Here is a 25,455-nt window from a genome sequence, read left to right as displayed (position 1 = left end):
AGGATTGCTTTTTCGTTTTATGGATACTGTTCTGAGCGTTCTCTCATCGGTCTTTTGGGGCCTGCTGATGCTTTCCGTCCTCGTGTTTTTGCACGAGGGCGGCCACTTTTTGGCGGCTCGTGCCTGCGGCGTCCGTGTGACCGAGTTCTTTTTGGGCCTGCCGTGCCGCTTTGACATCCATTACACGTCGCGTCGCATTGGAACCAAGTTTGGCGTGACCCCGCTGCTGCTGGGTGGCTACGCTGCCATCTGCGGTATGGATCCGACCGATGTCTCGTGCGCCGATCGCGTGCTCGCGGCTATTTACCGTCATGGTCGCGTGAGCGTGGCAGACCTTGCTGTCGAGCTCGAGCTTTCCGAGGAGGATGTGATCGAGGCTTGTGCTCTGTTGCTGGGCTGGGGCTCCATCGCACCTTGGTATGAGGAAGGGGAGAAGCCCTCGCCGAGCTACTATCCCACCAAGTATCAGACGCTGCCGCGAGACACTGAGGGTTACACCACCTTTGACGGCCGCCGGTTCGATCGTGAGCATGCGACTGCCGAGGGCGATGTGTGGGAGCTGCCGTGCGGCGAGGCCGAGTTCCTTGCGCAAGAACGTTCGCACACCTATCTTGGCCAGGGCTTTCTCAAGCGCGCCTTTATGCTGCTCGCGGGCATTCTCGTCAATATCCTGACGGGTTTTTTGCTCCTTATGAGCATCTATTCCATTGCGGGTGTCACCGTGCCGATCGATACCAACGTGATCGGTCAGGTTGACGAGGGGTCTATTGCAGCCGCGGCGGGAATCGAGGGTGGCGACGCGATCCTTTCGGTCGACGGAGTATCGTGCTCTACCTGGATGGACGTTTACGATGCCATCGGCAAGGCTGCCGGTAAGGACGATATCGCCATCGAGTACGAGCGTGACGGCAAGCGGCATTCGACCACGGTTGCACTCAAAGAGGACGAGCGCCTAGGTGTGTATGCCTCTACGCAGGTGGTCCGTTTAGACCCCATCACGTCGGCTCGTCTGTCCTTCTCCTATGTCGTGCAGACAGCAGAGGGCGTGATGCGCCTGCTCCAGCCGCAGCACACGATGGAGATCCTCGATCAGTCCTCTTCGATCGTGGGTATTAGCGTTATGTCCTCGCAGGCTGCTGCTGCCGGCCCTGCCACGTTCCTTTCGTTTGCCGCCCTCATTTCGTTCTCGCTTGGTTTTATGAACCTGCTGCCCATCCCACCGCTCGATGGCGGCAAGCTGGTCATCGAGATCATTCAAAAGATTGCGGGCCGCGAGCTTCCGCTCAAGGTCCAGACGATTGTGAGCTATGTGGGCATCGCGCTCTTTGCGCTGTTGTTTGTCTATATGCTTCGTTCCGACGTCCTTCGATTTATTCTGTAGGGGAGTGGTTGGACTGTCTTTATCCCATCCTTTGCCTCGCGAGCTGACGCGTCCCGTGCATGTGGGCGGCGTGCAGATCGGTGGCGGCGCGCCGGTGGTGGTCCAGTCCATGACCTGCACCGATACCGCTGATGCCCAGGCAACGCTTGCGCAAGTGCGTGCTTTGGCGCAGGCTGGCTGCGATATCGTGCGCGTGAGCGTGCCCACCGAGGCCGCGCTTGAGGGTTTCCGCACCATCTGTGCCGAGTCTCCAGTGCCGATTGTCGCCGATATCCACTTTAACCATAAGCTTGCCATTGGTGCCGTTGAGGCCGGTGCCGCCAAGCTGCGCATCAATCCCGGCAATATCGGCGATTGGGCCAAGGTTGACGCGGTGATCGATGCTGCGGGTGCCGCGGGCTGCGCGATTCGTATCGGCGTCAATGCCGGTTCACTTGAGCAGGATATCGCCGAGCGTGACGACCTCACGCAGCCCGAAAAGCTCGTGATGTCGAGCGAGCGTTTCGTCAAACATTTTGAAGACCGCGGCTTTACGAACATTGTGCTTTCGGCCAAGGCCCATAGCGTGCAAACGACGCTCGATACCTATCGAGCCCTGTCGCGTGAGATTCCCCACGTTCCGCTTCACTTGGGCGTAACCGAGGCGGGTACCAAGCTGCAGGGCACCATCAAGAGTTCGGTGGGTCTTGGTATCCTGCTGTCTGAGGGTATTGGCGACACCATGCGCGTCTCGCTTACGGCCGATCCGGTTGAGGAGCCGCCGGTCGCCTGGGGAATTTTGCAGTCGCTGGGCCTGCGTCGCCGTGGTCCCGAGATTGTCTCGTGCCCCACGTGCGCCCGCTGCCAGGTTAACCTGATCGCAATCGCTGAGGAAGTAACCGAGCGACTTAAGAACTATGCCGCGCCGCTTTCGATTGCCGTCATGGGATGTGCCGTTAATGGCCCCGGTGAGGCTTCTGATGCCGACCTGGGCGTTGCTTGCGGACGTGGTCAGGCTCTGCTCTTTTCGCATGGCCAGATCATTGGTAAAGTAGCTGAGGATCAAATTGTCGACGCGCTTATGGCCGAGGTCGACAAGCTTATTGAGGAGAAATAAATGACTCGAGCAATGTATATGTCTAAGCTCTATGCACCGACGCTCAAAGAGGATCCGGCCGACGCCGAGCTTGCAAGCCATCGTCTGCTGCTTCGTGCCGGTATGATCCGCAAGGAGGCCGCCGGCCTGTATTCCTATCTGCCGCTCGCTTGGCGCTCGATTCGTAAGATCGAGAATATCGTGCGTGACGAGATGGATGCTGCCGGCGCCCAGGAGCTCATGATGCCCATTATGGTCGATGCCGAGCTGTGGCGTGAGTCCGGCCGTATCGATGCCTATGGCAAGGAGCTCGTGCGCTTTGATGACCGTCACGGTCGCGAGTTTGTGCTGGGCCCCACGCATGAGGAGACCGTCACGGCCCTGGTGCGCAACGAGCTGCGCTCCTATAAGCAGCTGCCCGTCAACCTGTACCACATTCAGGACAAGTTCCGCGATGAGTTCCGTCCCCGCTTTGGCCTGATGCGTGGTCGTGAGTTCATCATGAAGGACGCCTACAGCTTCTCTGCCACGCAGGAGAGTCTGCAGGAGGAGTACGACAAGATGAAGCAGGCCTACGCCAACATCTGCGAGCGCTGCTACATCAAGGCTCTGCCCGTTGTCGCCGACTCCGGCGAGATCGGCGGCGACACCTCCGTCGAGTACATGGCGCTGGCCGACGCCGGCGAGGCTTCGCTCGTCTACTGCGACGATTGCGGTTTTGCTGCCGATGACGAGGCTGCAAGCACCAAAGTCGTTGTTACCGAGGGCCCCGGCGACGGCACGCTCACCAAGGTCGAGACTCCGGGCATGGGCACCATCGAGGCTGTCGCCAAGTTCTTCGGCTTCCCCGAGAACGGTACGCGCAAGTCGCTGGCGCTCATCGACGCCGAGGGCAAGCCGGTCGTGGCCATTGTCCCGGGCGACCACGAGCTCAACGATTGCAAGGCCGAGCATGTCTTTGGCAAGGGCTATCGCATGATGACCGACGAGGAGCTCCAGACCTACGGTCTGCACAAGGGCTTTATCGGACCGGTGAACCTGCCCGAGGGCATCCGTCTGGTGTGCGACGAGAGCCTGCGTGAGTCTAAGCAGTGGGCCTGTGGCGCCAACGAGGTCGACTACCACTTTACCGGTGCCTGCCCCGAGCGCGACTTTACCGTCGATGAGTGGGCCGACCTGGTCACCGTCGTCGCCGGCGATCCCTGCCCGCACTGCGGCAAGCCGCTCTCCGCTGCTCGCGGTATCGAGGTCTCCCAGGTGTTCCAGCTGGGCACCAAGTATTCCGAGGCCATGGGTGCCACCTTTATGGACGAGGACGGCAAGGAGAAGCCGCTCATCATGGGTTGCTACGGCGTGGGTGTGTCCCGCTCGCTCGCTGCCGTCGTGGAGCAGCACAACGATGAGCACGGTATCGTCTGGCCGGTCTCCGTTGCCCCGTACGAGGTCGCGGTGATTCCGCTCGATCCCAAGAAGGAGGAGTGCGCTACCGTTTGTGAGCAGATCGTCGACGGTCTGTGCGCCGAGGGTATCGAGGTCGTCGTCGACGACCGCGATGAGCGTCCCGGCTTTAAGTTTGCCGATAACGACCTCATGGGCTTCCCGTATCAGGTGGTTTTGGGCAAGCGCGGTCTTAAGAATGGCACCGTCGAGCTCAAGGACCGTGCCACGGGTGAGCGCGAGGACGTGGCGATTGACGAGATCGTCGCCAAGGTTGCCGAGCTTGTTAAGGCTGCCCGCCGCTAATCGGCGATTTCGCTTGTAGTTCGATATACGGGACGGCCCCGCATTTCTCCAGATCGGGGAGATGTGGGGCCGTCCTTTTATCTTGTGGCATCCTCGATATCTAAAAGGAAAACCCCACGGCCCATGCGAGCTGCGGGGTTTCCCTTTTGTGCCTCCGATGCGAAATAAATCGCTCAGATATTACTGATAATCGACGACGTCGATCCAGTTCTTAAGGAACTCATCGTTCACGTTGCGCTTACGAGCGAGCTCGGAAGCGGCGACGATGCTCGTCCACTGACGCACGACCTGCATGGGCATGTCGGCGCGGTCGCAGTAGAGCTCCAGGTAGGCCTCGGCCTGGTCCTTGCTGCTGAGGGCAAAGAGCAGGTAGGTGGTGGCAACGTCGGCAGCAGGGGAGCCCTGGGTGGCATGTGCCCAGTCGCAGACGTACAGCTGACCGTCGTCGCCAACGATGACGTTGGAGGGGTTGAAGTCGCCGTGGCAGACCTTGAACTCCTTGGTCATGCCGTCCAGACGCTCCTGAAGGTTGTAGCGCGTGGTGGCATTGAGCTGATCAAGGCTGTCGATCATGCGGGCGAACTTGTCGCGCTGACGGTTGAGCAGCGGGGAGGTGTAGCCGTGGATCTCGATCTGGAGGTCGACGAACATCTCGAGGTACTCACCAAAGCGCTGGGGCTCGGCAGTCATCTTGTCGGCGAGGGTGGTGCCAGCGACCTTCTCGGTCACAAGCGCCCAGCCGTTGGCGTTCTCGAGCTGAGAAACCTCGAGCGCCTTGGGGCTGCGGATGCCGCACTCATTGATGCGGGCAAGATTCAAAGCCTCGTTGAACACGTCGGAGACGGGCTTGGTCTCGTTAAAGACCTTGACAATCTTGTCGCCCAGGTCGTAAACGACCTTGTTGCCACGACGGACGAGCTCGGTCTTGGAATCGGGAAGCAGCATGATTGCATCCTTTCAACGATGCGATAGAAGCAACGGCGGGGGCGTGCGTACACCCGTGCACCCCCGCCGCAAATAACCGTGCTAAAGACTAGCAGACGGCGTAGTCCTGGGGCTCGCGGCCATAGTAGGCGTCCAGGTAGAGCTCCTTGATCTCGCTCATGAGCGGGTAGCGCGGGTTAGCGCCGGTGCACTGGTCGTTGAATGCCTGCTCGGTCATCTCGTCGAGGGTGTCGAGGAAGTACTGCTCGTCAACACCGTAGTCGGCGATGGTCTTCTTGACGCCGATGAAGTCCTTGAGCTCCTCGAGCTTCGTGATGAAGTTCTCGAAGACCTCCTTGTCGTCCTTGCCCTCGATGCCGCAGTACTTGGCCATCTCGGCGTAGTTGTGCAGCGCGTTGGGGTAAGGATACTGGGAGAACGTGCCCATCTTGACGGGAGCCTCGGCGGCGTTGTAGCGCATGACGCGCGTCAGGATGATGGCGTTGGCGATGCCGTGGGGCAGGTGATGGAAGGCGCCGAGCTTGTGGGCCATGGAGTGGTTGAGGCCCAGGAAGGCGTTGGCGAAGGCCATACCGGCCATGCAGGAGGCGTTGTGCATCTCCTCGCGGGCGTGCGGGTCCTTGGCGCCGTTCTCGAAGCTGGAGGGCAGGTTCTCGAAAACGAGCTTGGCAGCGCGCTCGGAGAGGCCCTTGGTGTAGTCGGAAGCCATGATGGAGACATAGGACTCGATGGCGTGGGTCATGACGTCGATGCCGGAGGCAGCGGTCAGGCCGCGCGGGGCGGTCATGCAGTTGTCGGCGTCGACGATAGCCATGTTGGGGAGCAGCGCGTAGTCGGCAAGCGGCCACTTGATGCCGGTCTCCTTGTCGGTGATGATGGCGAACGGCGTGCACTCGGAGCCGGTACCCGAAGAGGTCGGGACGGCGACGAAGTAGGCCTTCTTGCCCATCTCGGGGAAGGTGAAGATACGCTTGCGGATGTCCATGAAGTCCATGGCCATGTCCTCAAACTTGCACTCGGGGTGCTCGTACATCATCCACATGATCTTGCCGGCGTCCATAGCGGAGCCACCGCCGACGGCGATGATGACGTCCGGCTCAAAGAGAGCCATCTGCTTGGCGCCGCGACGTGCGCACTGCAGCGACGGATCGGGCTCGACGTCGTAGAAGCAGTCGTGGGCGATGCCCATCTCGTCGAGCTTGGCCTCGATGGCGCGGGTGTTGCCATTCTTGAAGAGGAACTGGTCGGTGACGATGAAGGCGCGCTTCTTGCCCATGACGGTGCCGAGCTCGTCGAGAGCGACGGGCGTGGAACCCTTCTTGAAGTAGACCTTCTCGGGAGCGCGGAACCACAGCATGTTCTCACGGCGCTCGGCCACAGTCTTAACGTTGATCAAGTGCTTCACCCCAACGTTCTCGGAGACGGAGTTGCCGCCCCAGGAGCCGCAGCCCAGGGTCAGAGACGGCTTCATGCCAAAGTTGTACAGGTCACCGATGCCGCCATGCGAAGACGGGGTGTTGATGACGATACGGCAGGCCTTCATGACGTGCTCGAACAGGCTGATCTTCTCGGCCTGGGCGGGGTGCACGTACAGAGAGGCGGTGTGGCCCGGGCCACCGGCGAGCACCAGGTGCTCGGCCTTGTCGACGGCCTCCTGGAAGTCCTTGGCGTGATACATGGCCAGGACCGGGGAGAGCTTCTCGTGGGAGAACTCCTCCTTGGCCGGATCGGTGGAGGTGACCTCGGCGATCAGGATCTTGGTCTTAGCGGGAACCTCGATGCCGGCGAGCTCGGCGATCTTGGCGGCAGCCATGCCGGGGATGCGGTGATCGAGAGCGCCGTTCTTGAACATGGCGCCACGCAGGGCCTCCATCTCGGCACCCTGCTTGACGAAGTAGCAGCCGCGCTTCTGGAACTCGGCCTTAACCTGGTCATAGATGCTGTCGATGACGGTCACGGACTGCTCGGAAGCGCAGATCATGCCGTTGTCGAAGGTCTTGGAGTGGATGATGGAGTTGACGGCGAGCAGCACGTCGGCGGTGTCGTCGATGATGACCGGGGTGTTACCGGCGCCAACGCCCAGGGCGGGCTTGCCCGAGGAGTAGGCAGCCTTGACCATGCCCGGGCCACCGGTGGCGAGGATGATGTCGACGTCGCGCATGACCATGTTGGTTAGCTCGATGGAGGGGACATCGACCCAGCCGATGATGCCCTCGGGGGCGCCGGCCTTGACGGCGGCGTCAAGCACGAGCTTGGCGGCGGCGATGGTGCACTTGGCGGCAGCCGGGTGCGGGGAGATGATGATGGCGTTGCGGGTCTTCAGGCTGATCAGCGTCTTGAAGATCGCGGTGGAGGTGGGGTTGGTCGTCGGGATGACGGCGCCCACGATGCCGATGGGCTCGGCAATCTTGGTGATGCCGTAGGCCTCGTCGCGCTCCAGGACACCACAGGTCTTGGTGTTCTTGTAAGCGTTGTAGATGTACTCTGCGGCGTAGTGGTTCTTGATGACCTTGTCCTCAAGAACGCCGCGGCCGGTCTCCTCGATGGCCATCTTCGCCAACGGGATACGAGCCTTGTTGGCGGCCATGGCGGCCTCGTAGAAGATCTTGTCGACCTGCTCCTGCGTGTACGTAGCAAAAAGCGCCTGGGCCTCTCGCATCTGAGCGAGCTTAGCCTCAAGCGCCTCTACGTTGTCCACAATTGCGGGAGTAGTGTTTTCCGGTGACTTTTTCACCATTTGTGTCTCCTTGCGATCGGAGATTTACCCTACGCCTTGCATGATAGCAATAAATAATTCGGTGAGTGGTAAGATTCCTGTAAAAGGCACACTAAAACGCTTCAACAAACTGAAACGTTTTAACTAATACAATCTGCCTGCTGCATCGCCCCGCTCATTGGGGACAGGCTTACATGAGTGCTTTCACTCATTTGGGACAGACATCGTTTTGCCATTTTGCCGTTCTGGGCCTGTTATTGCCGCTCATTGGATATATATAGGTTACAGGCTCAGCATTTCGCGTTGCGTCTCTCCTTTTAGGTGTTGCCTGTACAGTTTTGAAAGGAGAGGCTATGCCCCGATGTGCCCGCGCCGTTTCGCTCACCGGCTATTACCACGTCTTTGACCGTGGCAACTCCAAACAGATTATTTTTGAAGATGATTCCGACCGTTATCGTTTCTTATCGGACATCTCGGACAGGTTTGCGCGTCATAAAGTGGCGGTGTTGGCTTGGTGCCTTATGGACAACCACTTCCATTTGATGGTTGGTGACCCATATGACAACCTTTCAAAGGCAATGCAGTGCGCACTGACGGCGTATGCTAAGTATTTCAATGGGAAAACGGGAAGAACGGGCCATCTGTTTGACAATCGCTATTCGCGGGTCGCTGTTGAGACGGACACGCAAGCGGTGCAGCTGCTCGACTATATTCATCTCAATCCCGTGAAAGGTGCGCTCGACTCACTCGAGGCATACCGCTGGTCAAGCTACAAGGCATATCAGCTGGGCTATGATCCCTTTGATATCTGCGATGCGGCCCCCATGCTCGATATTGTCGGAGGCTCCCGTTGCTATTGCGAGCATCTCAAGGAAGTTGCTGGGCGCATCTGGTCAGTGGGGGTTCTTCCACGCCGGCGGATCCCCGATGAGGATGCCCTTGCCGTCGCGCACGAAGTGTTGCCGAGCATAGATCCTGTGCTGCTCAAGGCCCTGCCTCGTCCCGAACGTGATGCGTGTCTGCTGAGGCTCAGGCGGGCGCATCTCACGGTCAAGCAAATTGCCCGTATCACCGGTATCGGCGCTACGAGCGTAACCAAGGCCACCACAGGCTGGAAAGAGGCGGCGTGAGGTATGGATTGGGGCCGATCGAAACGCCGTGAGTTCATCGATGCGCTGCGAGCTTAGGAAAGCGCTCATCTAAGTCTGTCCCCAATGCGTGAAAACACTTATGTAAGTCTGTCCCCAATGAGTGCAAAAGGGCGCCCTCCGTAGGGGAGGACGCCCTTGGTAAGTTCTATGTGAACGCGAGGTCTTTGACCTGGAGAGTCCGAGGTACTTGTTGGTAAGACCTTATTTAGGAGCGCGCAACCTTGCCGGACTTGAGGCAGGTGGAGCAAACGTTCATCTTGCGACGGTGACCATCGACGACGACGTAGACGCGCTGGATGTTGGGGCGGAACTTACGGTTGGTGACGCGGTGAGAGTGGCTGATGGAGCGACCGGCAACGGGGTGCTTACCGCAAACTTCGCAAACTTTGGACATAACTGACCCTCCTTGGGCGACAAACGAACATGTCGCGTTAACAAACAAGCCTGAACTATAGCACAGAAGTCGCTCCCTGTGCGCAATCTACACAGAGATATTCCTCTTTTGGCGATAGTGCGCACGCCACGGCCCTGGACGTAGATCCGATTTGCGTGCAGCAGAGGGGATTATGCCAGCTCGAACCGAGGTTTTCAAGTTCGTCCCACAAATATATATAGGTTTATGGAGCGCCTGCGCCCGTTTATGGATTGCTTTGTATTTATGCTCGCAATTACGCTCGAGGTTGGCTACACTATACCTTGACCATTAAAGGGGTACGAGATACCCACATGGAATTACATAGCTGCCAAAGAGCAGCCCTTCCTGTGGGTGTCTGGTCCGCTTTAAGCGGTCGGGCATCTATTTTTTTGACTGTGTCAGCAGTCAAGACATGTGAGGAAGGAGATCGATGGGCACGACTTCCCCCAAGGCGGTCATCATGGACGAGACCGCCGTCAATCGAGCTATGACCCGCATCGCGCACGAGATTCTCGAGCGCAACGAGGGCTGTGAAGACCTCGCTCTGGTCGGCATCGTCACGCGCGGCGACCTTCTGGCAAAGAAGCTCGTCGAGGAGATCAAGGAGATCGAGGGCGTCGACGTTCCGCTCGGCAGCCTCGACATCAGCTTCTACCGCGATGACTACGCTACCAATTTCGCTCCCGCGATCCACGCCACCAACATTCCCTTTAGCGTCGACGGCAAACGCGTCGTGCTGGTGGACGACATCCTGTATACGGGCCGTACCATCCGCGCCGCTCTCGACGCCGTCATGGACCTGGGTCGTCCGAGCCGCATCGAGCTGGCGGTCCTCGTCGACCGCGGCCACCGCGAGCTCCCCATCTCGCCGGACTTTGTCGGCAAGAACGTTCCCTCGTCGCATGAGGAGAACGTGCACCTATATATGAAAGAAGTCGACGGCCACACCGCCGTCGAGATCAACGACGTCGCGCCGGGTTCCCGCGTGGGCTCCGCGCCGCTGGGAGGTGAGTAGTACCGTGGCGTTCAATCATAAGCACCTGATCGACATTACCGAGTACTCCGAAGAGGACATCAAGCTCATCCTCGAGACCGCCAAGGCGTTCTCCGAGGTCAACGAGCGTGCGATCAAGAAGGTTCCCACGCTCAAGGGCAAGACCATCGTCAACATGTTCAACGAGCCCTCGACGCGAACCCGTAGCTCCTTCGAGCTTGCCGAGAAGCGTCTTTCGGCCGACAGCCTCAACTTCGGCGGCTCCTCGACCTCTACGGTCAAGGGCGAGAGCCTCGTCGACACCGTCGAGACCCTCAACGCCTACAAGATCGACTGCATCGTCGTGCGCGACAAGCACGCCGGCGCTCCCTATATCGTCACGCAGAACTCGCCTGCGAGCGTCATCTGCGCCGGCGACGGCAAGCACAACCATCCCACGCAGGCCCTGCTCGACCTGTACACCATCTGGGAGCACAAGGGTGACTTCCACGGTCTGAAGGTCGCCGTCGTCGGCGATATCGCGCACTCCCGCGTCTGCGGCTCGCTGATCCCCGCCCTTAAGATCATGGGCTGCGAGACCTACGCCGTCGCTCCCGGCACGCTGCTGCCGCCGGCGCCCGAGGTCCTGGGCTGCGACCACGTGACGAGTGACCTCGATTCCGTCCTGCCCGAGCTGGACGTCGTCTACATGCTGCGCGTGCAGCAGGAGCGCCTCGAGGGCGCCCCGTTCCCGACCATTCGCGAGTACCACAAGCTCTTCGGCCTGACCAAGGATCGCGAGAAGCTCATGAAGCCCGATGCGATCATCTGCCACCCGGGCCCCATCAACCGCGGCGTCGAGTTCGACTCCTATATGGCCGACCACCCGCAACGCTCCGTTATCCTGGAGCAGGTCTACGCCGGTATCTGCGTGCGTATGGCTATCCTGTATCTGCTGCTTGGAGGTGCCGATAATGGCCTTGCTTCTTAAGAATGCCCACGTCGTCGACCCGTCCGTCGAGCTTGACGGTGTCGTTGACGTCCTGATTGACGGCGACAAGATCGCCGAGGTCGGCGAGAATCTCGCCGTCGAGGGGGCCGAGGTCCGCGACCTTTCCGGCAAGTACCTCGTCCCCGGCCTGGTGGATATGCACGTTCACCTTCGCGAGCCCGGTTACGAGGTCAAAGAGGACATCGAGAGCGGCACCCGCGCAGCTGCCAAGGGCGGCTTTACCGGCGTGTGCTCCATGCCCAACACCGATCCCGTCACCGATAACGGCACCGTCGTGGAGTTCGTCAAGTCCCGTGCTGCCGAGGTCGGTCACTGCCGCGTCTATCCGTCGGGCGCCATGACCCGCGGTCTTAAGGGCGAGGCCATGTCCGAGATGGGCGATATGGCCGCCCACGGCGCCGTCGCCTTCACCGACGACGGTCGCGGCGTGCAGGGCGCGGGCATGCTCCGCCGCTGCATGGACTACGGCAAGATGTTCGGCAAGGTCTTTATGAGCCACTGCCAGGACGAGGACCTGGTCGGCCACGGCCAGATCAATGAGGGCAAGGTCTCGACCCGTCTGGCTCTCGAGGGCTGGCCGGCTGCCGGCGAGGAGCTCCAGATCGCCCGCGACATCGAGATTGCCAAGCTGACCGGTGCCAAGCTGCACATCCAGCATATCTCCACCGCCCATGGCCTGGAGATCGTGCGTGCCGGTAAGGCCGCTGGCGTTCAGGTTACCTGCGAGGCCACCCCGCACCACATGTTCCTGACCGAGAACGACCTGGACGAGACCTACAACACCTCGCTCAAGGTCAATCCGCCGCTGCGTACCGAGGAGGACGCCGAGGCCATCCGTCAGGGCGTCATCGACGGTACCGTCGACGTTATCGTCACCGATCACGCTCCCCACACCCCGTGGGAGAAGGCCCGCGAGTTCGAGCTTGCACCTTTTGGCATGATCGGCCTCGAGACTTCGCTGTCGCTCGTGCTCACCGAGCTGGTCAATACGGGCAAGATGAGCATGGGCCGCATGGTCGAGCTCATGGCCATCAAACCGCGTGAGATCCTGGGCCTCGACCAGGTTCAGGTCAAGGTGGGCTCCGTCGCCGACCTGACCGTGTTCGACACGTCCGCCACTTGGACGGTCGGCGAGGACGGTTACGAGTCGCGCGCCGAGAACTCCGGTTTTGCCGGCCGCACGCTCACCGGTCGTGCCACCGATGTGTTTGTCGGCGGTAAGCAGACGCTCGCCGACGGCTGCATCTGCTAGCATAGCCTTATCGCTTTTGTGCGCGGTGCCCTTGCGGTGCCGCGCTTTCTGTTCGTTTTGACCATGCAACCGCATGGGGGATTGGAGCGTCTATGCCCACACCTTCCACTGCACGCATGCACGACTTCGAGGTCGTCTCGAACCAGGAGATCGCCGAGGGCATCTTCTCGCTCGTAATCTCGGCCCCCAAGCTTGCAAGTGCGCTCAAGCCCGGTCAGTTTGTGAACATCGCCGTGCCCGGCGATGCGTCCTCGCTGCTTCGCGTGCCCCTGAGCTTCTATCGCGCCGACGCCCAGGCCGGCACCGTCGAGCTGTGGTACACCGTCGTGGGCGACGACACCCGCCGTCTGTCGCAGATGGCCTCTGGTTCCACTTCTAACCTGCTGGGCCCTGGCGGTCGCGGCTGGCTGGTGCCCGAGGGCGCCAAGAAGGCGCTGCTCGTGGCGGGCGGCATCGGTGTCCCGCCCGTGCTCTGCCTGGCGGGCATGCTTGCCGAGCAGGGTGTGGCCGTCGACGTGTGCATGGGCTTTGGCACCGCGTCCAAGGCCGTGGGTATCGATGAGTTCCGCGCGTTGGGCGCCACGGTTAATGTATGCACCGACGACGGCTCGCTTGGCACGCATGGTTTTTGCACCGATCCGGCCGCCGAGCTGCTTGGCGAGGGTGGCTACGACTATGTCGCCAGCTGCGGTCCCGCCGTCATGATGAAGAAGGTCGCCGCCGCTGCCGCCGAGGCCGGTGTGTACTGCGAGGTGTCGCTTGAGCGCATGATGAGCTGCGGCTTTGGCGCCTGCAACACCTGTAACGTCGAGACGGTTGACGGTATGAAGGGCGCCTGCATGTGCGGCCCCGTGTTCGATGCTTCCAAGGTGGTGGTCTTCTAGTGGGTACCGTGAACATGGCCGTCGATTTCGGCGGCGTCAAGATGCAAAACCCCATCAACACCGCAGCCGGCACTTTTGGTTACGGCTGGCAGTTCCAGAACTTCTTCGATGTTTCCCAGCTGGGCGCCATCACCACCAAGGGCTGCGCTGCCGAGCCCTGGCCCGGCAACCCCGCACCCCGTATGGCCGAGATCCCCGGCGGTATGATCAACTCGGTGGGCCTTCAGAACCCCGGCGTGGCCGCCTTTGCCCGTGAGTCCGGCCCTTGGCTGGAGCAGCTTTCCAAGGACGGCTGCCAGGTCATCTGCCAGGTTGCCGGTCACTCTGTTGACGAGTTTGTCCGCGCACTCGAGATGTATGTCGAGCTGTGCCCTTGGGCTGCCGGCTACGAGATCAACGTGAGCTGCCCTAATATCGCCGCTGGCGGTGCCGCCATGGGCTCCACGCCCGAGGGCGCCTCTTCCGTTATGGCTGCCTGCCGCAAGGTGACCGATAAGCCGCTGTTCGTGAAGATGGCGCCGGTCAACGTCGCCGAGATCGCCAAGGCCCTCGAGGCTGCCGGCGCCGACGGCCTTTCGGTCATCAACTCCATTCAGGGCATGGCCATCGACGTCCATACCCGTAAGTCCCGCGTGGCCAAGCCCAAGGGCGGCCTTTCGGGCCCGCTGTGCCACCACATCGCCGTGCGCATGGTCTGGGAGGTTGCCCAGGCCGTCGATATCCCCATCAACGGTGTCGGCGGTGTCATGACCGGCGAGGATGCGGCTGAGTTTATCCTGGCCGGTGCCACCTGCGTGTCGGTCGGCATGGCCAACTTTGTCGATCCGTGTGCTTCGCTCAAGATCGCGCATGAGCTCGAGGCTTGGGCTGAGTCCCAGGGCGTGAAGGACATCAACGAGCTGGTAGGTGCTTTCGAATGCTAGAGACCGATGCCCGCGACCGTGTTATCGTCGCCCTCGACTGCGACCGTGAGCGTGCGCTCGAGCTCGCCCATGAGCTTTCGGGCCATGCCGCCTGGCTCAAGGTGGGCATGACGCTCTATTACGCCGAGGGTCCCGAGATCGTCAAGACGTTCAAGGGCCTGGGTTTTAAGGTCTTCCTTGACCTTAAGTTCCATGATATTCCGCATCAGGTTCGCGGTGCCGCCCGCTCGGCCTCGCTTGCCGGTGCCGACCTGCTTTCGGTTCACGGCTTGGGTTCGGGTGCTATGCTCGCCGCCTGCCGTGAGGGTGCCGAGGAGGCGCGCGAGGACCGCGCCAAGCTCGTCGCCATCACCGTGCTCACGAGCATGAATCAGGATGCCTTGAGCGAGATCGGCGTCGAGTTGCCTGTGGCCGAGGAGGCCGTCCGCCTGGCAAAGCTCGCTCAGGCCAACGGCATCGATGGCATCGTGTGCTCGCCGATGGAGGCTCACGACATGCGTGAGCTGCTGGGTCCCGATGCCCTGATCGTTACTCCGGGTGTGCGTCCGATGGGCGCCGCTCTTGGTGACCAGTCTCGTGTGGCGACGCCTTCCCAGGCTATCGAGCGTGGTGCAAGCCACATTGTGGTGGGCCGTCCCATTACCGGTGCCGTCGATCCGGTTGCCGCCTTTGACGCTATTGTTGCCGAGCTGGTCGAAAACGTCGCCTAAAAGATTCCCTCAAGTCACCACTTTTGGGTATCATTAGCACAAATTTGCCCCTGTACCTGCGAAAACTTTCCTACCCTTTGTGTGGAATCGCAGGTCAGGGGCTTAACTTTGACCTCCGCATATTGCACTTTTCGTAGGTATCGTCTAATCTATGGAGCCGTCGATTGGGCATTTAGTGCGTTTGACGTGCTAAAATGCCAATTACTGCATCAGATATAACCCAACTATTTGGAGGTTCGAATGGCACTCCCTCAGCTTACCGACGAGCAGCGCAAGCAGGCACTTGAGAAGGCTGCTGCCGCACGTCACGCCCGCGCTGAGCTTCGCGAGCAGATCAAGAAGGGCGAGAAGTCCCTCGAGTCCGTGCTCAACTCCGATGACCCCATCGCTTCCCGCATGAAGGTTTCCACCCTCATCGAGTCTCTCCCTGGTTATGGCAAGGCCAAGGCCGCCAAGATCATGGAGGAGCTCGGTATCTCCGCTACCCGTCGCGTCCAGGGCCTCGGCGTCCGTCAGCGCGAGCAGCTCCTCGAGCAGCTGACCAAATAAGTGAGCGCTCAGGATTCCAAGCTCTTTGTGATTTCTGGACCGTCAGGCGCAGGCAAGGGCACGCTCGTCACTCGTGTGCGCGAGCTCCGCTCGAACCTGGGCCTGACGGTTTCGGCTACCACGCGAGCACCACGCAAAGGTGAGGTCGACGGCGTCAACTACTTTTTTCTGACGCGCGAGGAGTTCGACCGCCGCGTGGCAAACGGTGAGTTTGTTGAATGGGCCGAGGTCCACGGTAACTGCTACGGCACGTTGGTGAGCGAGGTCACATCCAAGCTCGCCTCGGGCGCGTCACTGATTTTGGAGATCGATGTCCAGGGCGCCCTGCAGGTGAAGGAGCGTTTCCCCGAGGCCGTGCTGATTTTTATCAAGCCGCCTTCGCTTGAGGTGCTCCGCGAGCGTCTAGTCGGTCGCGGTACCGAGACGCCCGAGACGATTGAGCTGCGCATGGCAAACGCCGCCGATGAGCTTGCCCTTGCCGACCGCTACGACGACGTCGTGGTTAATGACGATCTCGACCGCGCGACCGATGAGCTCGTTCGCGTTCTCGATATGCATGAAAGGATCTGAGGTCCGTGTCCGTTGTAAAGCCTTGCATTGACGATCTTCTGGAGAAGACCGATCACAACCGCTTCCTGCTCGCTTCGCTTGCCTCCAAGCGCGCCTGCGACATCAATAGCATGCTGCGTGGCCAGCACAATCGCGTGCTTGCCGTCCAGGATGTCGATGACATCACCATCGGGCTTTCCGGTGCCGATACTATCTCGATGGCTATGGACGAGATTGTCGATGGCGACATCTCTTACGATGAGGCTCGTTACGAGAAGGCGCTCGGCCACAAGGTTGCTGAAGCCTAAATGGCAGCTCGCGTCTGCCTGGTCCACTATCACGAGGTTGGACTGAAGGGCAAGAACCGCGCACATTTTGAGCATATCCTCATGGATAACATCAAGGCGGCCTTGGCCGCCTTTTCCGTGAATGCCGTGTCTCGAATTTCCGGTTATATCCTCGTGACCTTTAACCAGCATCAGGCCGACGAGGCGGCGCGTGTCATTCGCACCGTTCCCGGCGTTGCTCGTGTGTCTTTGGCGTATCACACCAACCGCGACCCGCAGGAGTACTGCGCCGCCGCCGTGAAGGCGCTGCGCGAGTTTGGTTCCTTCGATTCGTTTAAGGTGCACGCCAAGCGCTCCAACACCGACTATGAGCTCACCTCGATTGATATCAATCGTCAGGTGGGCGAGGTGCTGTGTGAGGCCTTCCCCGATAAAAAGGTTCAAATGCACGACCCCGATGCGATGGTGCATGTGTTGGTGGTCCAGGGCAGCGTTTATGTGTATGCGCGTTCCGAGCGCGGCGTGGGTGGCCTGCCGGTGGGTTCTGCCGGTAAGGTCGTGACGCTGCTGTCGTCGGGTATCGATTCTCCGGTGGCGACCTGGATGCTCGCGCGTCGCGGTGCGGTGTGCGTGCCGGTGCATTTCTCCGGTCGTCCGCAGACGCCCGATACGAGCGAGTATTTGGTGCAGGACATCATCCGTGCGCTTGCACCGGGTGTCCAGATCGGCCGCTTGTACGTAGTCCCGTTTGGCGACTGCCAGCGTGAGATTTCGGTCACCTGCCCCAGCAACTTGCGTGTGATCATGTATCGCCGGATTATGTATTCGGTTGCCGAGCGCATTGCACACATCGAGGGTGCCAAGGCCATCGTTACGGGCGAATCACTTGGGCAGGTTGCCTCCCAAACGCTCGAGAACATCATGGCCGTCAACGAGGCCGTGAAGATCCCTGTGTTCCGTCCGCTCATCGGTTCGGACAAGCAGGAGATCATCGCGCGCGCCGAGGAGATCGGTACGTTCGATATCTCGACTGAGGCCGCTCCCGACTGCTGCACGCTGTTTATGCCGCGCCGTCCCGAGACGCATGCTAAACTCGATGCCGTGCATGAGGCCTGGGAGTTGTTCGATCACGAGGAGATGATCGAGCGTCTGCTCAAGCAGACCGAGTACATCGACTTCGATAGCAACACGTATAAGGCGCCTAAGACCTTAAAACGCAAACATTCGGAGCTTGCTCCGCGTGAGATTTACCAAGATCACGAGTAAATTTGTGCATAGACCGACGATGCGCCTGCATCGTCGGTCTTTTGCCATCTGGGCATTTTGCGACTAAGTGTTCATTTGCTGACGTGTGCCTGAATAAATGGACAGATTTGTGCAAGGTTTTGGTCGGCTTTTGGTTTGACCGCGATAACCGGTTTTGAAGCATGGCTGTTGCAGGGCTCTTTTCCTGACACGATGTTGTTGGGAGGTTTTGCTATGGCGCAGCGCGAACAACACGAACGGGTCAAAAAGATGGACCGCTGGGCGGGCAAGCTGCTCGGTCATAAGGCAGTGGTGGTGGCGATGCTGGGCGTCATTGCGATGGCGAGCGGCTTGGCGATGGCGAACCTTGGCGGCGGTGCCGGCGGTGTGTCGTTTGAGCGCACTGATGGTTCGGGCTCGTTAGTGGAGCCGGGATCCGGCGATGCTTCGAGCGGAAAGACATCCGAAAGATCTTCGACTAAGGCTTCTGCCGCGGCAGAGGTCTATGTCGATGTCGATGGCGCCGTTGTGTCGCCCGGTGTATATCGCCTCAAGGACGGCGCGCGGGTGGCTCAGGCGATTGATGCCGCCGGCGGGCTGGCGCCCGAGGCAGACGTTACGGGGCTCAATCGGGCATCTAAGGTCATCGATGGACAGAAGATTCACGTTCCAACGGTAGGGGAACAGCGGGCGTCCATTGCGGAAGCCGGTGTCGATGGTGGGGCTTCAGCATCATCGGGCGTGAGTGGCGCAAAAGGCCTAGTAAACATCAATACGGCAAGCGCGGCAGAGCTGCAGACGCTTTCGGGCATCGGTCCCTCCATGGCTCAGTCGATTATCGATGAGCGGACAAAGAACGGTGCCTTTGCCTCGGTTGACGATCTGATGCGTGTGTCGGGAATCGGCGAGAAGAAGCTTGCCAAAATCAAAGATTGCATCTGCGTATGAGTGCGACCGAGCGCGAGCATGTGATGCCTCCGCGGCCCCTGATTCCGTGGACGATGGCCCTGTGTGTCGGCATGTGCGTGAGCTGCGCCTTGGTGCTCAACGTGGCCGCTGATGCGCTACTGGGGGAGCAGGCGCCAGCGTTCGGGCCGCTATGGGCTATTCCCGTTGCGGCGGCGGTATTCGTTGCGCTGGCTCAATCTTGTGCGCGGTTTGCCCCTTTTAAGCGGTGGCTGTATGCCGCGTCCGTCGGTCTCGTGGCGGGAGCGGTCGTCTCGGCGTGGTGGGCTGTGGGCGCGCTCAGCGCCTCGAAGGCGCTCGATGGTCGAGCGGCAAGCAGCCTCGAGTTTGTCGTGCAGGGTGATCCATCCATAAACGACGACGTGTATTCCTATACTTGCGAGGCACGCGCGGACGGCAAGAGCTTGGCAACGGTTCGCCTATCGTGTGGCCGCGAGCTCAAGGTCGGGGCGCACGTGCGTGTTATCGGTCGCGTTTCACGTTTTGAGAACGATGCGCATGGACGATCGCGCATGCTCCGAGGCGAGGTGCGCAAGGTTAAAGCCGTTCGGATTGTGTCGGTCGATGAGGGCTCTCTGGGGCCGCTGCCTCGGCTGCAAAATGGGCTGCTTGCTTCCATCGCGCCTGCGACCGACCCGGCGCGTGCGCTCATAGCCGGTGTCGTCTGCGGTCGTTCGGCCGAGCTGCGCGCCCAGCCGGCGGGCGACTGGTTTTCGGTGACGGGAACGGCGCATCTTATCGCCGTCTCGGGCAGCCATTTGGCTATCGTGGGGTTTGTAATCGAGGGCGTATTGCAAAAGACTCGGTGCTCACGTGGCCTTCAGCGGGCGATATTGGCGATAACGCTTGTAGGCTACGCTGCCTTTACGGGCGCGTCTCCCTCGGCCGTGCGTGCGTGCTGCATGGTGTTCGCGACGCTTGTCGTAAACGGCGCGGGCCGTCGCCGGCACGGCGCATCGGCACTCTTCGTAACCATGTCCATCTTTGTGCTACTGCGGCCGACGGTGCTGTTCGAGATGGGCTTTCAGCTTTCATGCGCCAGCGTCTTAGCCATCCTGTGCTTTTGCCCCTATGCGACCTACGCTATGGGTGAGCTGGGTGTGCCATCGGGCATTGCCAGCATGCTTTCCGTCACGCTGTGCTCGCAGCTGGCGACTCTTCCCATTACCATTCCTGCCTTCGGTACGTTCTCGCTCATTGCTCCGCTGGCAAATGCGGTCATCGGTCCGGTGGTGAGTCTGCTGCTTGCTGTGTCGATCGTGCTGGTTCCCTTTTCGCTCGTGGCGCCGTTGCGCACTTGGGCGCTCGTTGTGCCCATGATTACCGCCCGTTGCACGCTGTTCTTCGAGCAGCTGTTTGCCGCCGTGCCGGGTGCATCCGTGAGTGTGCCGCCGGATAGCATGTGGATTTACCTAGCGCCGTGTTTGCTGGCGGTTCTCCTGGTCTGGTGGCCGCGCCCTCAGGCACGGCCTATGGCGGTGGGGTTTGCATGTCTGGTGCTCTTGGCTGCGATTCCGTACGTCTACTGGGATCGATTCGCTCCGCCTTCGGTGACGGTGCTCGATGTGGGCCAGGCCGATGCGATTCTTATCCGCCAGGGCGGCGCAGTAGCGCTCGTCGACTGCGGGGTCGACGAGCGCGTGGTAGCGGCGTTGGTTCGCAATAACGTGCACCATATCGATGCCGTCTTTGTGACGCATTGGGATGAGGATCACTGGGGTGGTCTGCCTGCCGTGCTCGAACAGTTTTCGGTTGGAACGATTGCCGTGGCGGCCGAAGCGCTGGAGGATGCTCCTGTCGAGGTATTGAACCGACCTGGCGTGGAGTATCGACAGGTGCGCCGTGGGGATATGGTCGACATCGGCTCATTTTGCGCCCGCGTGATGTGGCCATTCGAGTCCGTGGATGGCGAGGGAAATGAGGACTCGCTTGTCCTGCTGCTCTCTTATGTTCAGGAAGGCATGGGCCTGCGCATGCTCCTCACCGGTGATGCCGAACTCGACCAAGAACGGGAATTCGTGCAGGAGGTGGGGGATATCGATGTACTTAAACTTGGGCATCACGGCTCCAAGGTTTCAGTCGATGGTGAGTTGCTGGACGTCCTGAAGCCCGAGCTTTCCCTCGCGAGCGCGGGCGAGGGGAATCGATACGGCCATCCGTCCGATGCCTGCATCGATTCCGTGAAGGAAGCGGGCGGTGTGTTCGCGTGCACTATCGAACACGGCGACATTACCGTCGCGCCGACTGCGAATGGTTTTGCGATGCGATGCCAGCGACCGTGACGACATCGTTGGCGTGTGGTGGGCCCCTGGGCTAGAATGGCACGGAATGAATACGAAGGCCTGCGGGAGGGGAGCGCAATGTCCGAAACCGGTCTGCTGCCGGCATACCTGATCGTCGGTACCGACGGCGTCAAGCGCGATCACGCCGTCTCGCGTATGAAAGCGCGTCTGGAAAAGTCGGGAATGGTCGAGTTCAACCTCGACGAGCGCGACATGACCAAAGACTCCGATATCGAGTCCATTATCGGATCGCTCAATACCTTTCCCATGGGCAACGAGTTTCGCCTGGTAATCCTTGATGGCTGCTCAAAGCTTGCCAAGGCGGTTTCGGAGCCGCTCGTCGAGTATCTGGCGAGTCCCAGCCCCACAACGGTCTGCCTCATCATCGCCGACTCGCTTGCCAAGAACACGCGCCTGTATAAGGCGATCGCCAAAATCGACAAGAAGGCTATCGTCGATTGCTCGGGTACCAAGCGCTGGGAGCTACCGCGCCGCGTGCAGCAGATGGCGACGCAGCACGGCAAGTCGATCTCGACGGCGGCCGCCGAGGAGCTCGTTTCGCGCTCGGGCGAAAACGCGCGCATGCTCGATAACGACCTGGCAAAGCTCTCCCAGATGGTCGAGGCGCCCCAGATTGAGCTTGCCGACGTGGAGCGTTGGATCGTGCGTACGGCCGAGGTTCAGCCCTGGGACTTCCTCAACGCCGTCTCAGCTCGCGATATGCGGCGTTCGCTCGAGCTCTTTAAGCTTCTGCCCTCCAAGAGCTACGTGTGGACCTACACGCTGCTATGCGGTCGCTTTCGTGAGCTGATCGTCGCCAAGGCGCTCGACTCTCGTGGGCAGGGGCGTGAACTCGCCGCGACGCTCAAACTTCAGCCCTGGCAGGTCAAAAATCACCTGACCTGGGCACGTCGTTTTTCGATGACCGAGCTCGTCGCAGCGCTCAAGGGTGCCGTTGATGTGGAGCTCGCGCTCAAGGGTTCGGCCGATTCTGAGACCGCGCTTTTGCTCTGGATTACGAACATCTTGAGAAAATCGTGATGATACCTGCCTATTTGACAAATTCGTTCTATCCCTTTGAGGGGGAGCGTGCTATAGTAGGCGCTTGCATGACCTCACCGTGTCTCAGAGGTGTCATACATTTTTTGCAAGGAACTCGAAAGGAACTCCAGAAGTGGCAAACATCAAGTCTCAGAAGAAGCGTATCCGCACCAATGAGGCAGCTCGCATGCGTAACAAGGCTGTCAAGTCCGAGCTCAAGACGCTGACCAAGCACGTCCAGTCCGCTGTCGCCGAGGGCGACGCCGAGAAGGCCCAGGCTGCCCTTAAGACCGTCACCAAGCGTCTCGACATGGCTGCTGCCAAGCATGTTATCCACAAGAACCAGGCTTCCAACCGCAAGTCCGGTCTTGCCAAGCTCGTGAACAGCATCAACGCCTAAGTTGTAAATTTCACACCACACAGATTACGCGCATAAATGGAGCCTGTTTTATGGAACAGGCTCCATTTTTTGTGCCCCTCGGGTAAGATAGTCCGCATGAATACTTCAATTGACATTTCCCACATCCGTAACTTCTCGATTGTTGCGCACATCGACCATGGCAAGTCCACGATCAGTGACCGCATCCTCGAGCTCACCCATACCGTCGACGAGCGCGACATGGAGTCGCAGCTGCTCGACACCATGGATATCGAGCGCGAGCGCGGCATTACGATTAAGTCCAATGCCGTCCGCGTGTCCTATGACGCCGACGACGGCGAGACGTATCAGTTCAACCTGATCGATACGCCGGGCCACGTGGACTTTACCTATGAGGTCTCGCGTTCGCTGGCCGCCTGCGAGGGCGCGGTGCTCGTTGTCGACGCCACGCAGGGCGTCGAGGCGCAGACCGTCTCCAACGCGACGCTCGCCATGAACGCCAACCTGGATATTGTGCCCGCGATCAACAAGATCGACCTGCCGTCGGCACACCCCGACGAGGTCAAGACCGAGATCGAGGACGACCTCGCGATCCCTGCCGACGATGCCGTATGCGTGTCGGGCAAGACTGGCGAGGGTATCCACGACCTGCTGGAGTCCATCGTCTTCTTGATCTCGCCGCCCAAGGGCGATGCGAATGCGCCGCTCAAAGCACTCATCTTGGATTCTTATTTTGATGAATACCGCGGCGTGGTTGCCACGGTCCGTGTTTTTGACGGCTCCATCAAAAAGGGCGATACCCTGCGCATGATGCAGGCCGAGGGCGACTTTTTGGTCGACGGCGTGGGCGTCAAGCGTCCCGCCGAGACGCCGGTCGACGCGCTGACGGTCGGCGAGGTGGGCTACGTGGTCACGGGCCTGAAGGACCCCGAGGCCGTGCGTGTGGGCGACACCCTCACGTGGGCATCGAATCCCTGCCCCGAGCCGCTTCCGGGCTACCGCGAGGCCAAGCCCATGGTCTATACGGGCCTGTTCCCGATCGATAACAAGGACTACGAGAACCTGCGTGACGCGCTCGATAAGCTGCATGTCAACGACCCGTCGTTGGTGTGGGAGCCCGAGACCTCGGTGGCGCTCGGCTTTGGCTTCCGCGTGGGCTTTCTGGGCCTGCTGCATATGGAGGTCGTCAAGGAGCGTCTGGAGCGCGAGTTCAACCTGGACCTTATCGCCACGAGCCCTTCGGTGGACTATCACGTCTACAAGACCGACGGCGAGATGATCGATGTCCGCAGCCCGCAGGACCTGCCCGAGGCCACGCGCATCGAGCGTATCGAGGAGCCCTACCTCAAGGCCAAGATCATCTGCCCGCCCGAGTATACGGGTGCTGTCATGCAGCTCGCTATCGAGCACCGCGGCGTTACCACCGATATGATCCACCTCACGAGCAAATCGGTCGAGATGCGCTTTGACATGCCGCTTGCCGAGCTCATCCTGGACTTCTTTGACCAGCTCAAGAGCCGCACCAAGGGCTATGCGTCGCTCGACTACGAGTTCAACGAATATCGTCCCTCCGAGCTTGTGAAGCTCGACATCCTGCTTTCGGGCGACGAGGTCGACGCGCTTTCGTTTATCGTGCACAAGGACAAGGCCTATGGCCTGGCCCGCGGCCTGTGCGACAAGCTCAAGGAGATCATCCCGCGTCAGCTGTTCGAGGTACCTATTCAGGGCGCCATCGGCAACAAGATCATCGCCCGCTCCACCGTCAAGGCGCGCCGCAAGGACGTTCTGGCCAAGTGCTATGGCGGCGATATCTCGCGTAAGCGCAAGCTGCTCGAAAAGCAAAAAGAGGGCAAGAAGCGCATGAAGGCTATTGGTTCGGTCGAGGTCCCGCAGGAGGCCTTTATGGCGATCCTCAAGGTGGACGAGTAGGACCATGGCGCTTTCTGAATACAGTACGCGGCTGCTGGGCGCCTATGCCGAGCAGCCGTTCCTTATGGCTCCCATGGCGGGCGTGACCGATCCCGCGTATCGCATTATGTGCCGCCGCCGCGGTGCCAATCTTGCCTATAGCGAGATGGTGAGCGTGGCGGGCCTTGCCTATGCCAGCAATAAGACGTGGCGTCTGGTGCTGCCGGCCGACGAGGAGCAGCAGATTTGCGTGCAGCTCTTTGGCTCCAAGCCCGATCAATTTGCGAGCGCTGTCGCTGCCGTCGAGGAACGCGTGGGCGATCGCCTGTCGCTGATCGATATCAACATGGCCTGCCCGGCTCGCAAGGTCGTCACCAAGGGCGAGGGCTCGGCGCTCATGCGCACGCCCGACCTGGCCGAGAAAATCGTCCAGGCGGCAGTGGGCGTGGCACACGTTCCCGTGACCGTGAAGATCCGCAAGGGCTTTTATGCCGAGGACTGTAATGCCGCGACGTTTGCCCAAATGCTCGAGGGGGCGGGGGCCGCAGCGGTGGCGGTGCATGGTCGCTGTGCCACGCAGCTCTATACGGGCCAGGCCGATTGGTCGGTCGTCGATGAGGTTGCCGACGCTGTCGAGATTCCCGTGATTGGTTCGGGTGACGTGTTCACTGCCGAGGATGCCGCGGAGCATCTGCGCAATTCGGGTGCCAGCGCGGTATTTATCGCGCGCGGTATTTACGGGAACCCGTGGGTGTTCGGCGATGCCCGAGCCCTTGCACTCGATGGCACGCCGGTTCCTTCTCGCTCCTCGGTCGAGCGCCTGGGCGCCCTGCGCGAGCACCTGACGCTGACGCACGAGCTTTTGCCGCTTATGTCGCGCGCCCGTACGTATGCAAGCTGGTACTTAAAGGGTATGCCCCATGCAGCCGCTTGGCGCGCCCAGGTGGTGCGCTGTTCCACATACGAGGAGTTTATGGGGCTGGTCGATGATATCGAGCGCGATGTGGTGGCCTGCGAGGCCGCGCTTGCCGCCGGCGAGTCGGTGCCCGCTCATCCGCTGGAGGCCTAA

At 60.5% G+C, this 25,455-nt stretch carries 23 protein-coding genes; 20 read left to right on the top strand and 3 right to left on the bottom strand.

What is annotated here, in order from left to right; all coding sequences use genetic code 11:
• Nucleotides 1-19: 19 nt before the first annotated feature.
• Genes DW029_RS03395 through DW029_RS03385 form a run of 3 tightly spaced genes read left to right on the top strand, consistent with a single transcriptional unit; the run spans nt 20 to nt 4,199 of the window.
• A complete protein-coding gene (locus tag DW029_RS03395) occupies nt 20-1,381 on the top strand; it encodes an RIP metalloprotease (RefSeq protein ID WP_118345282.1) in 1,362 nt (453 codons plus the stop codon).
• A 31-nt stretch (nt 1,382-1,412) separates the two neighbouring features.
• Nucleotides 1,413-2,477: a flavodoxin-dependent (E)-4-hydroxy-3-methylbut-2-enyl-diphosphate synthase gene (gene ispG / locus DW029_RS03390; RefSeq protein ID WP_233543788.1), complete on the top strand. Its 1,065-nt coding sequence runs from the start codon at nt 1,413-1,415 to the stop codon at nt 2,475-2,477.
• Nucleotides 2,478-4,199 carry a proline--tRNA ligase gene (locus DW029_RS03385; protein WP_233505041.1) on the top strand — a complete coding sequence of 574 codons (1,722 nt, stop codon included), beginning with the start codon at nt 2,478-2,480 and terminating at the stop codon, nt 4,197-4,199.
• Nucleotides 4,200-4,379: 180 nt separating this feature from the next.
• Here DW029_RS03385 and DW029_RS03380 read toward each other — a convergent pair whose 3' ends face one another.
• Together DW029_RS03380 and adhE are read right to left on the bottom strand one after the other, a co-directional pair.
• Entirely contained in the window at nt 4,380-5,144 is a 765-nt protein-coding gene (locus DW029_RS03380; protein ID WP_117735165.1) for an aminoglycoside phosphotransferase family protein, read from the bottom strand.
• 88 nt (nt 5,145-5,232) lie between these two features.
• Nucleotides 5,233-7,881: a bifunctional acetaldehyde-CoA/alcohol dehydrogenase gene (adhE, locus tag DW029_RS03375; protein ID WP_117742734.1), complete on the bottom strand. Its 2,649-nt coding sequence runs from the start codon at nt 7,879-7,881 to the stop codon at nt 5,233-5,235.
• A gap of 332 nt (nt 7,882-8,213) precedes the next feature.
• On the opposite strand from adhE, the gene DW029_RS03370 reads away from it, so the two are divergent.
• On the top strand, nt 8,214-8,990 hold the full coding sequence (locus tag DW029_RS03370; RefSeq protein ID WP_118345281.1) for a transposase: 777 nt from the start codon (nt 8,214-8,216) through the stop codon (nt 8,988-8,990).
• Nucleotides 8,991-9,216: 226 nt separating this feature from the next.
• Here the strand turns inward: DW029_RS03370 and rpmB are convergent, their stop codons facing one another.
• The gene (gene rpmB / locus DW029_RS03365; RefSeq protein WP_022094725.1) at nt 9,217-9,405 is read right to left on the bottom strand and encodes a 50S ribosomal protein L28; all 189 of its coding nucleotides are present in this window, start codon (nt 9,403-9,405) and stop codon (nt 9,217-9,219) included.
• Between the two features lie 451 nt (nt 9,406-9,856).
• On the opposite strand from rpmB, the gene pyrR reads away from it, so the two are divergent.
• From pyrR to dusB, 16 genes are all read left to right on the top strand, one after another.
• The gene (gene pyrR, locus DW029_RS03360) at nt 9,857-10,441 is read left to right on the top strand and encodes a bifunctional pyr operon transcriptional regulator/uracil phosphoribosyltransferase PyrR (RefSeq protein WP_117742736.1); all 585 of its coding nucleotides are present in this window, start codon (nt 9,857-9,859) and stop codon (nt 10,439-10,441) included.
• 4 nt (nt 10,442-10,445) lie between these two features.
• A complete protein-coding gene (locus DW029_RS03355) occupies nt 10,446-11,390 on the top strand; it encodes an aspartate carbamoyltransferase catalytic subunit (RefSeq protein ID WP_035138537.1) in 945 nt (314 codons plus the stop codon).
• Nucleotides 11,374-12,663 (top strand): dihydroorotase, encoded by a 1,290-nt coding sequence (locus tag DW029_RS03350; RefSeq protein ID WP_117799092.1) that lies wholly within the window; start codon nt 11,374-11,376, stop codon nt 12,661-12,663. The genes DW029_RS03355 and DW029_RS03350 overlap by 17 nt, the downstream gene beginning before the upstream one ends.
• Before the next feature lie 116 nt (nt 12,664-12,779).
• Nucleotides 12,780-13,547 carry a dihydroorotate dehydrogenase electron transfer subunit gene (locus DW029_RS03345; protein ID WP_117742738.1) on the top strand — a complete coding sequence of 256 codons (768 nt, stop codon included), beginning with the start codon at nt 12,780-12,782 and terminating at the stop codon, nt 13,545-13,547.
• A gap of 14 nt (nt 13,548-13,561) precedes the next feature.
• Nucleotides 13,562-14,470, top strand: coding sequence for a dihydroorotate dehydrogenase (locus DW029_RS03340; RefSeq protein ID WP_006236128.1), 909 nt, complete (start codon nt 13,562-13,564; stop codon nt 14,468-14,470).
• The gene (gene pyrF, locus DW029_RS03335; protein WP_117799093.1) at nt 14,464-15,180 is read left to right on the top strand and encodes an orotidine-5'-phosphate decarboxylase; all 717 of its coding nucleotides are present in this window, start codon (nt 14,464-14,466) and stop codon (nt 15,178-15,180) included. The genes DW029_RS03340 and pyrF overlap by 7 nt, the downstream gene beginning before the upstream one ends.
• Nucleotides 15,181-15,420: 240 nt before the next feature.
• On the top strand, nt 15,421-15,729 hold the full coding sequence (gene mihF / locus DW029_RS03330) for an integration host factor, actinobacterial type (RefSeq protein WP_006236130.1): 309 nt from the start codon (nt 15,421-15,423) through the stop codon (nt 15,727-15,729).
• Nucleotides 15,730-16,299 carry a guanylate kinase gene (gene gmk / locus DW029_RS03325; RefSeq protein WP_117742740.1) on the top strand — a complete coding sequence of 190 codons (570 nt, stop codon included), beginning with the start codon at nt 15,730-15,732 and terminating at the stop codon, nt 16,297-16,299.
• Between the two features lie 5 nt (nt 16,300-16,304).
• The gene (locus tag DW029_RS03320) at nt 16,305-16,586 is read left to right on the top strand and encodes a DNA-directed RNA polymerase subunit omega (protein WP_035138532.1); all 282 of its coding nucleotides are present in this window, start codon (nt 16,305-16,307) and stop codon (nt 16,584-16,586) included.
• Nucleotides 16,587-17,831, top strand: a complete 1,245-nt coding sequence (gene thiI, locus DW029_RS03315) for a tRNA uracil 4-sulfurtransferase ThiI (protein ID WP_118273341.1) — start codon at nt 16,587-16,589, stop codon at nt 17,829-17,831.
• A 213-nt stretch (nt 17,832-18,044) separates the two neighbouring features.
• Complete coding sequence (locus DW029_RS03310) at nt 18,045-18,758, top strand: helix-hairpin-helix domain-containing protein (protein ID WP_158572604.1); 714 nt, start codon at nt 18,045-18,047, stop codon at nt 18,756-18,758.
• A complete protein-coding gene (locus DW029_RS03305) occupies nt 18,755-21,058 on the top strand; it encodes a DNA internalization-related competence protein ComEC/Rec2 (protein WP_117799095.1) in 2,304 nt (767 codons plus the stop codon). The genes DW029_RS03310 and DW029_RS03305 overlap by 4 nt, the downstream gene beginning before the upstream one ends.
• A gap of 78 nt (nt 21,059-21,136) precedes the next feature.
• Nucleotides 21,137-22,099 (top strand): DNA polymerase III subunit delta, encoded by a 963-nt coding sequence (holA, locus tag DW029_RS03300; protein WP_117799096.1) that lies wholly within the window; start codon nt 21,137-21,139, stop codon nt 22,097-22,099.
• 133 nt (nt 22,100-22,232) lie between these two features.
• Nucleotides 22,233-22,499, top strand: coding sequence for a 30S ribosomal protein S20 (rpsT, locus tag DW029_RS03295; RefSeq protein WP_022094714.1), 267 nt, complete (start codon nt 22,233-22,235; stop codon nt 22,497-22,499).
• 96 nt (nt 22,500-22,595) lie between these two features.
• Nucleotides 22,596-24,407, top strand: a complete 1,812-nt coding sequence (gene lepA, locus DW029_RS03290) for a translation elongation factor 4 (RefSeq protein ID WP_117735177.1) — start codon at nt 22,596-22,598, stop codon at nt 24,405-24,407.
• 4 nt (nt 24,408-24,411) lie between these two features.
• Nucleotides 24,412-25,455, top strand: a complete 1,044-nt coding sequence (gene dusB / locus DW029_RS03285) for a tRNA dihydrouridine synthase DusB (RefSeq protein WP_117735178.1) — start codon at nt 24,412-24,414, stop codon at nt 25,453-25,455.

It is taken from the genome of Collinsella sp. AF38-3AC, from assembly GCF_003474365.1.
Classification (GTDB): Bacteria; Actinomycetota; Coriobacteriia; order Coriobacteriales; family Coriobacteriaceae; genus Collinsella.
The sequence above is the reverse complement of the archived record's forward strand: the minus strand, read 5'-3'. Positions and strand labels throughout refer to the sequence as shown.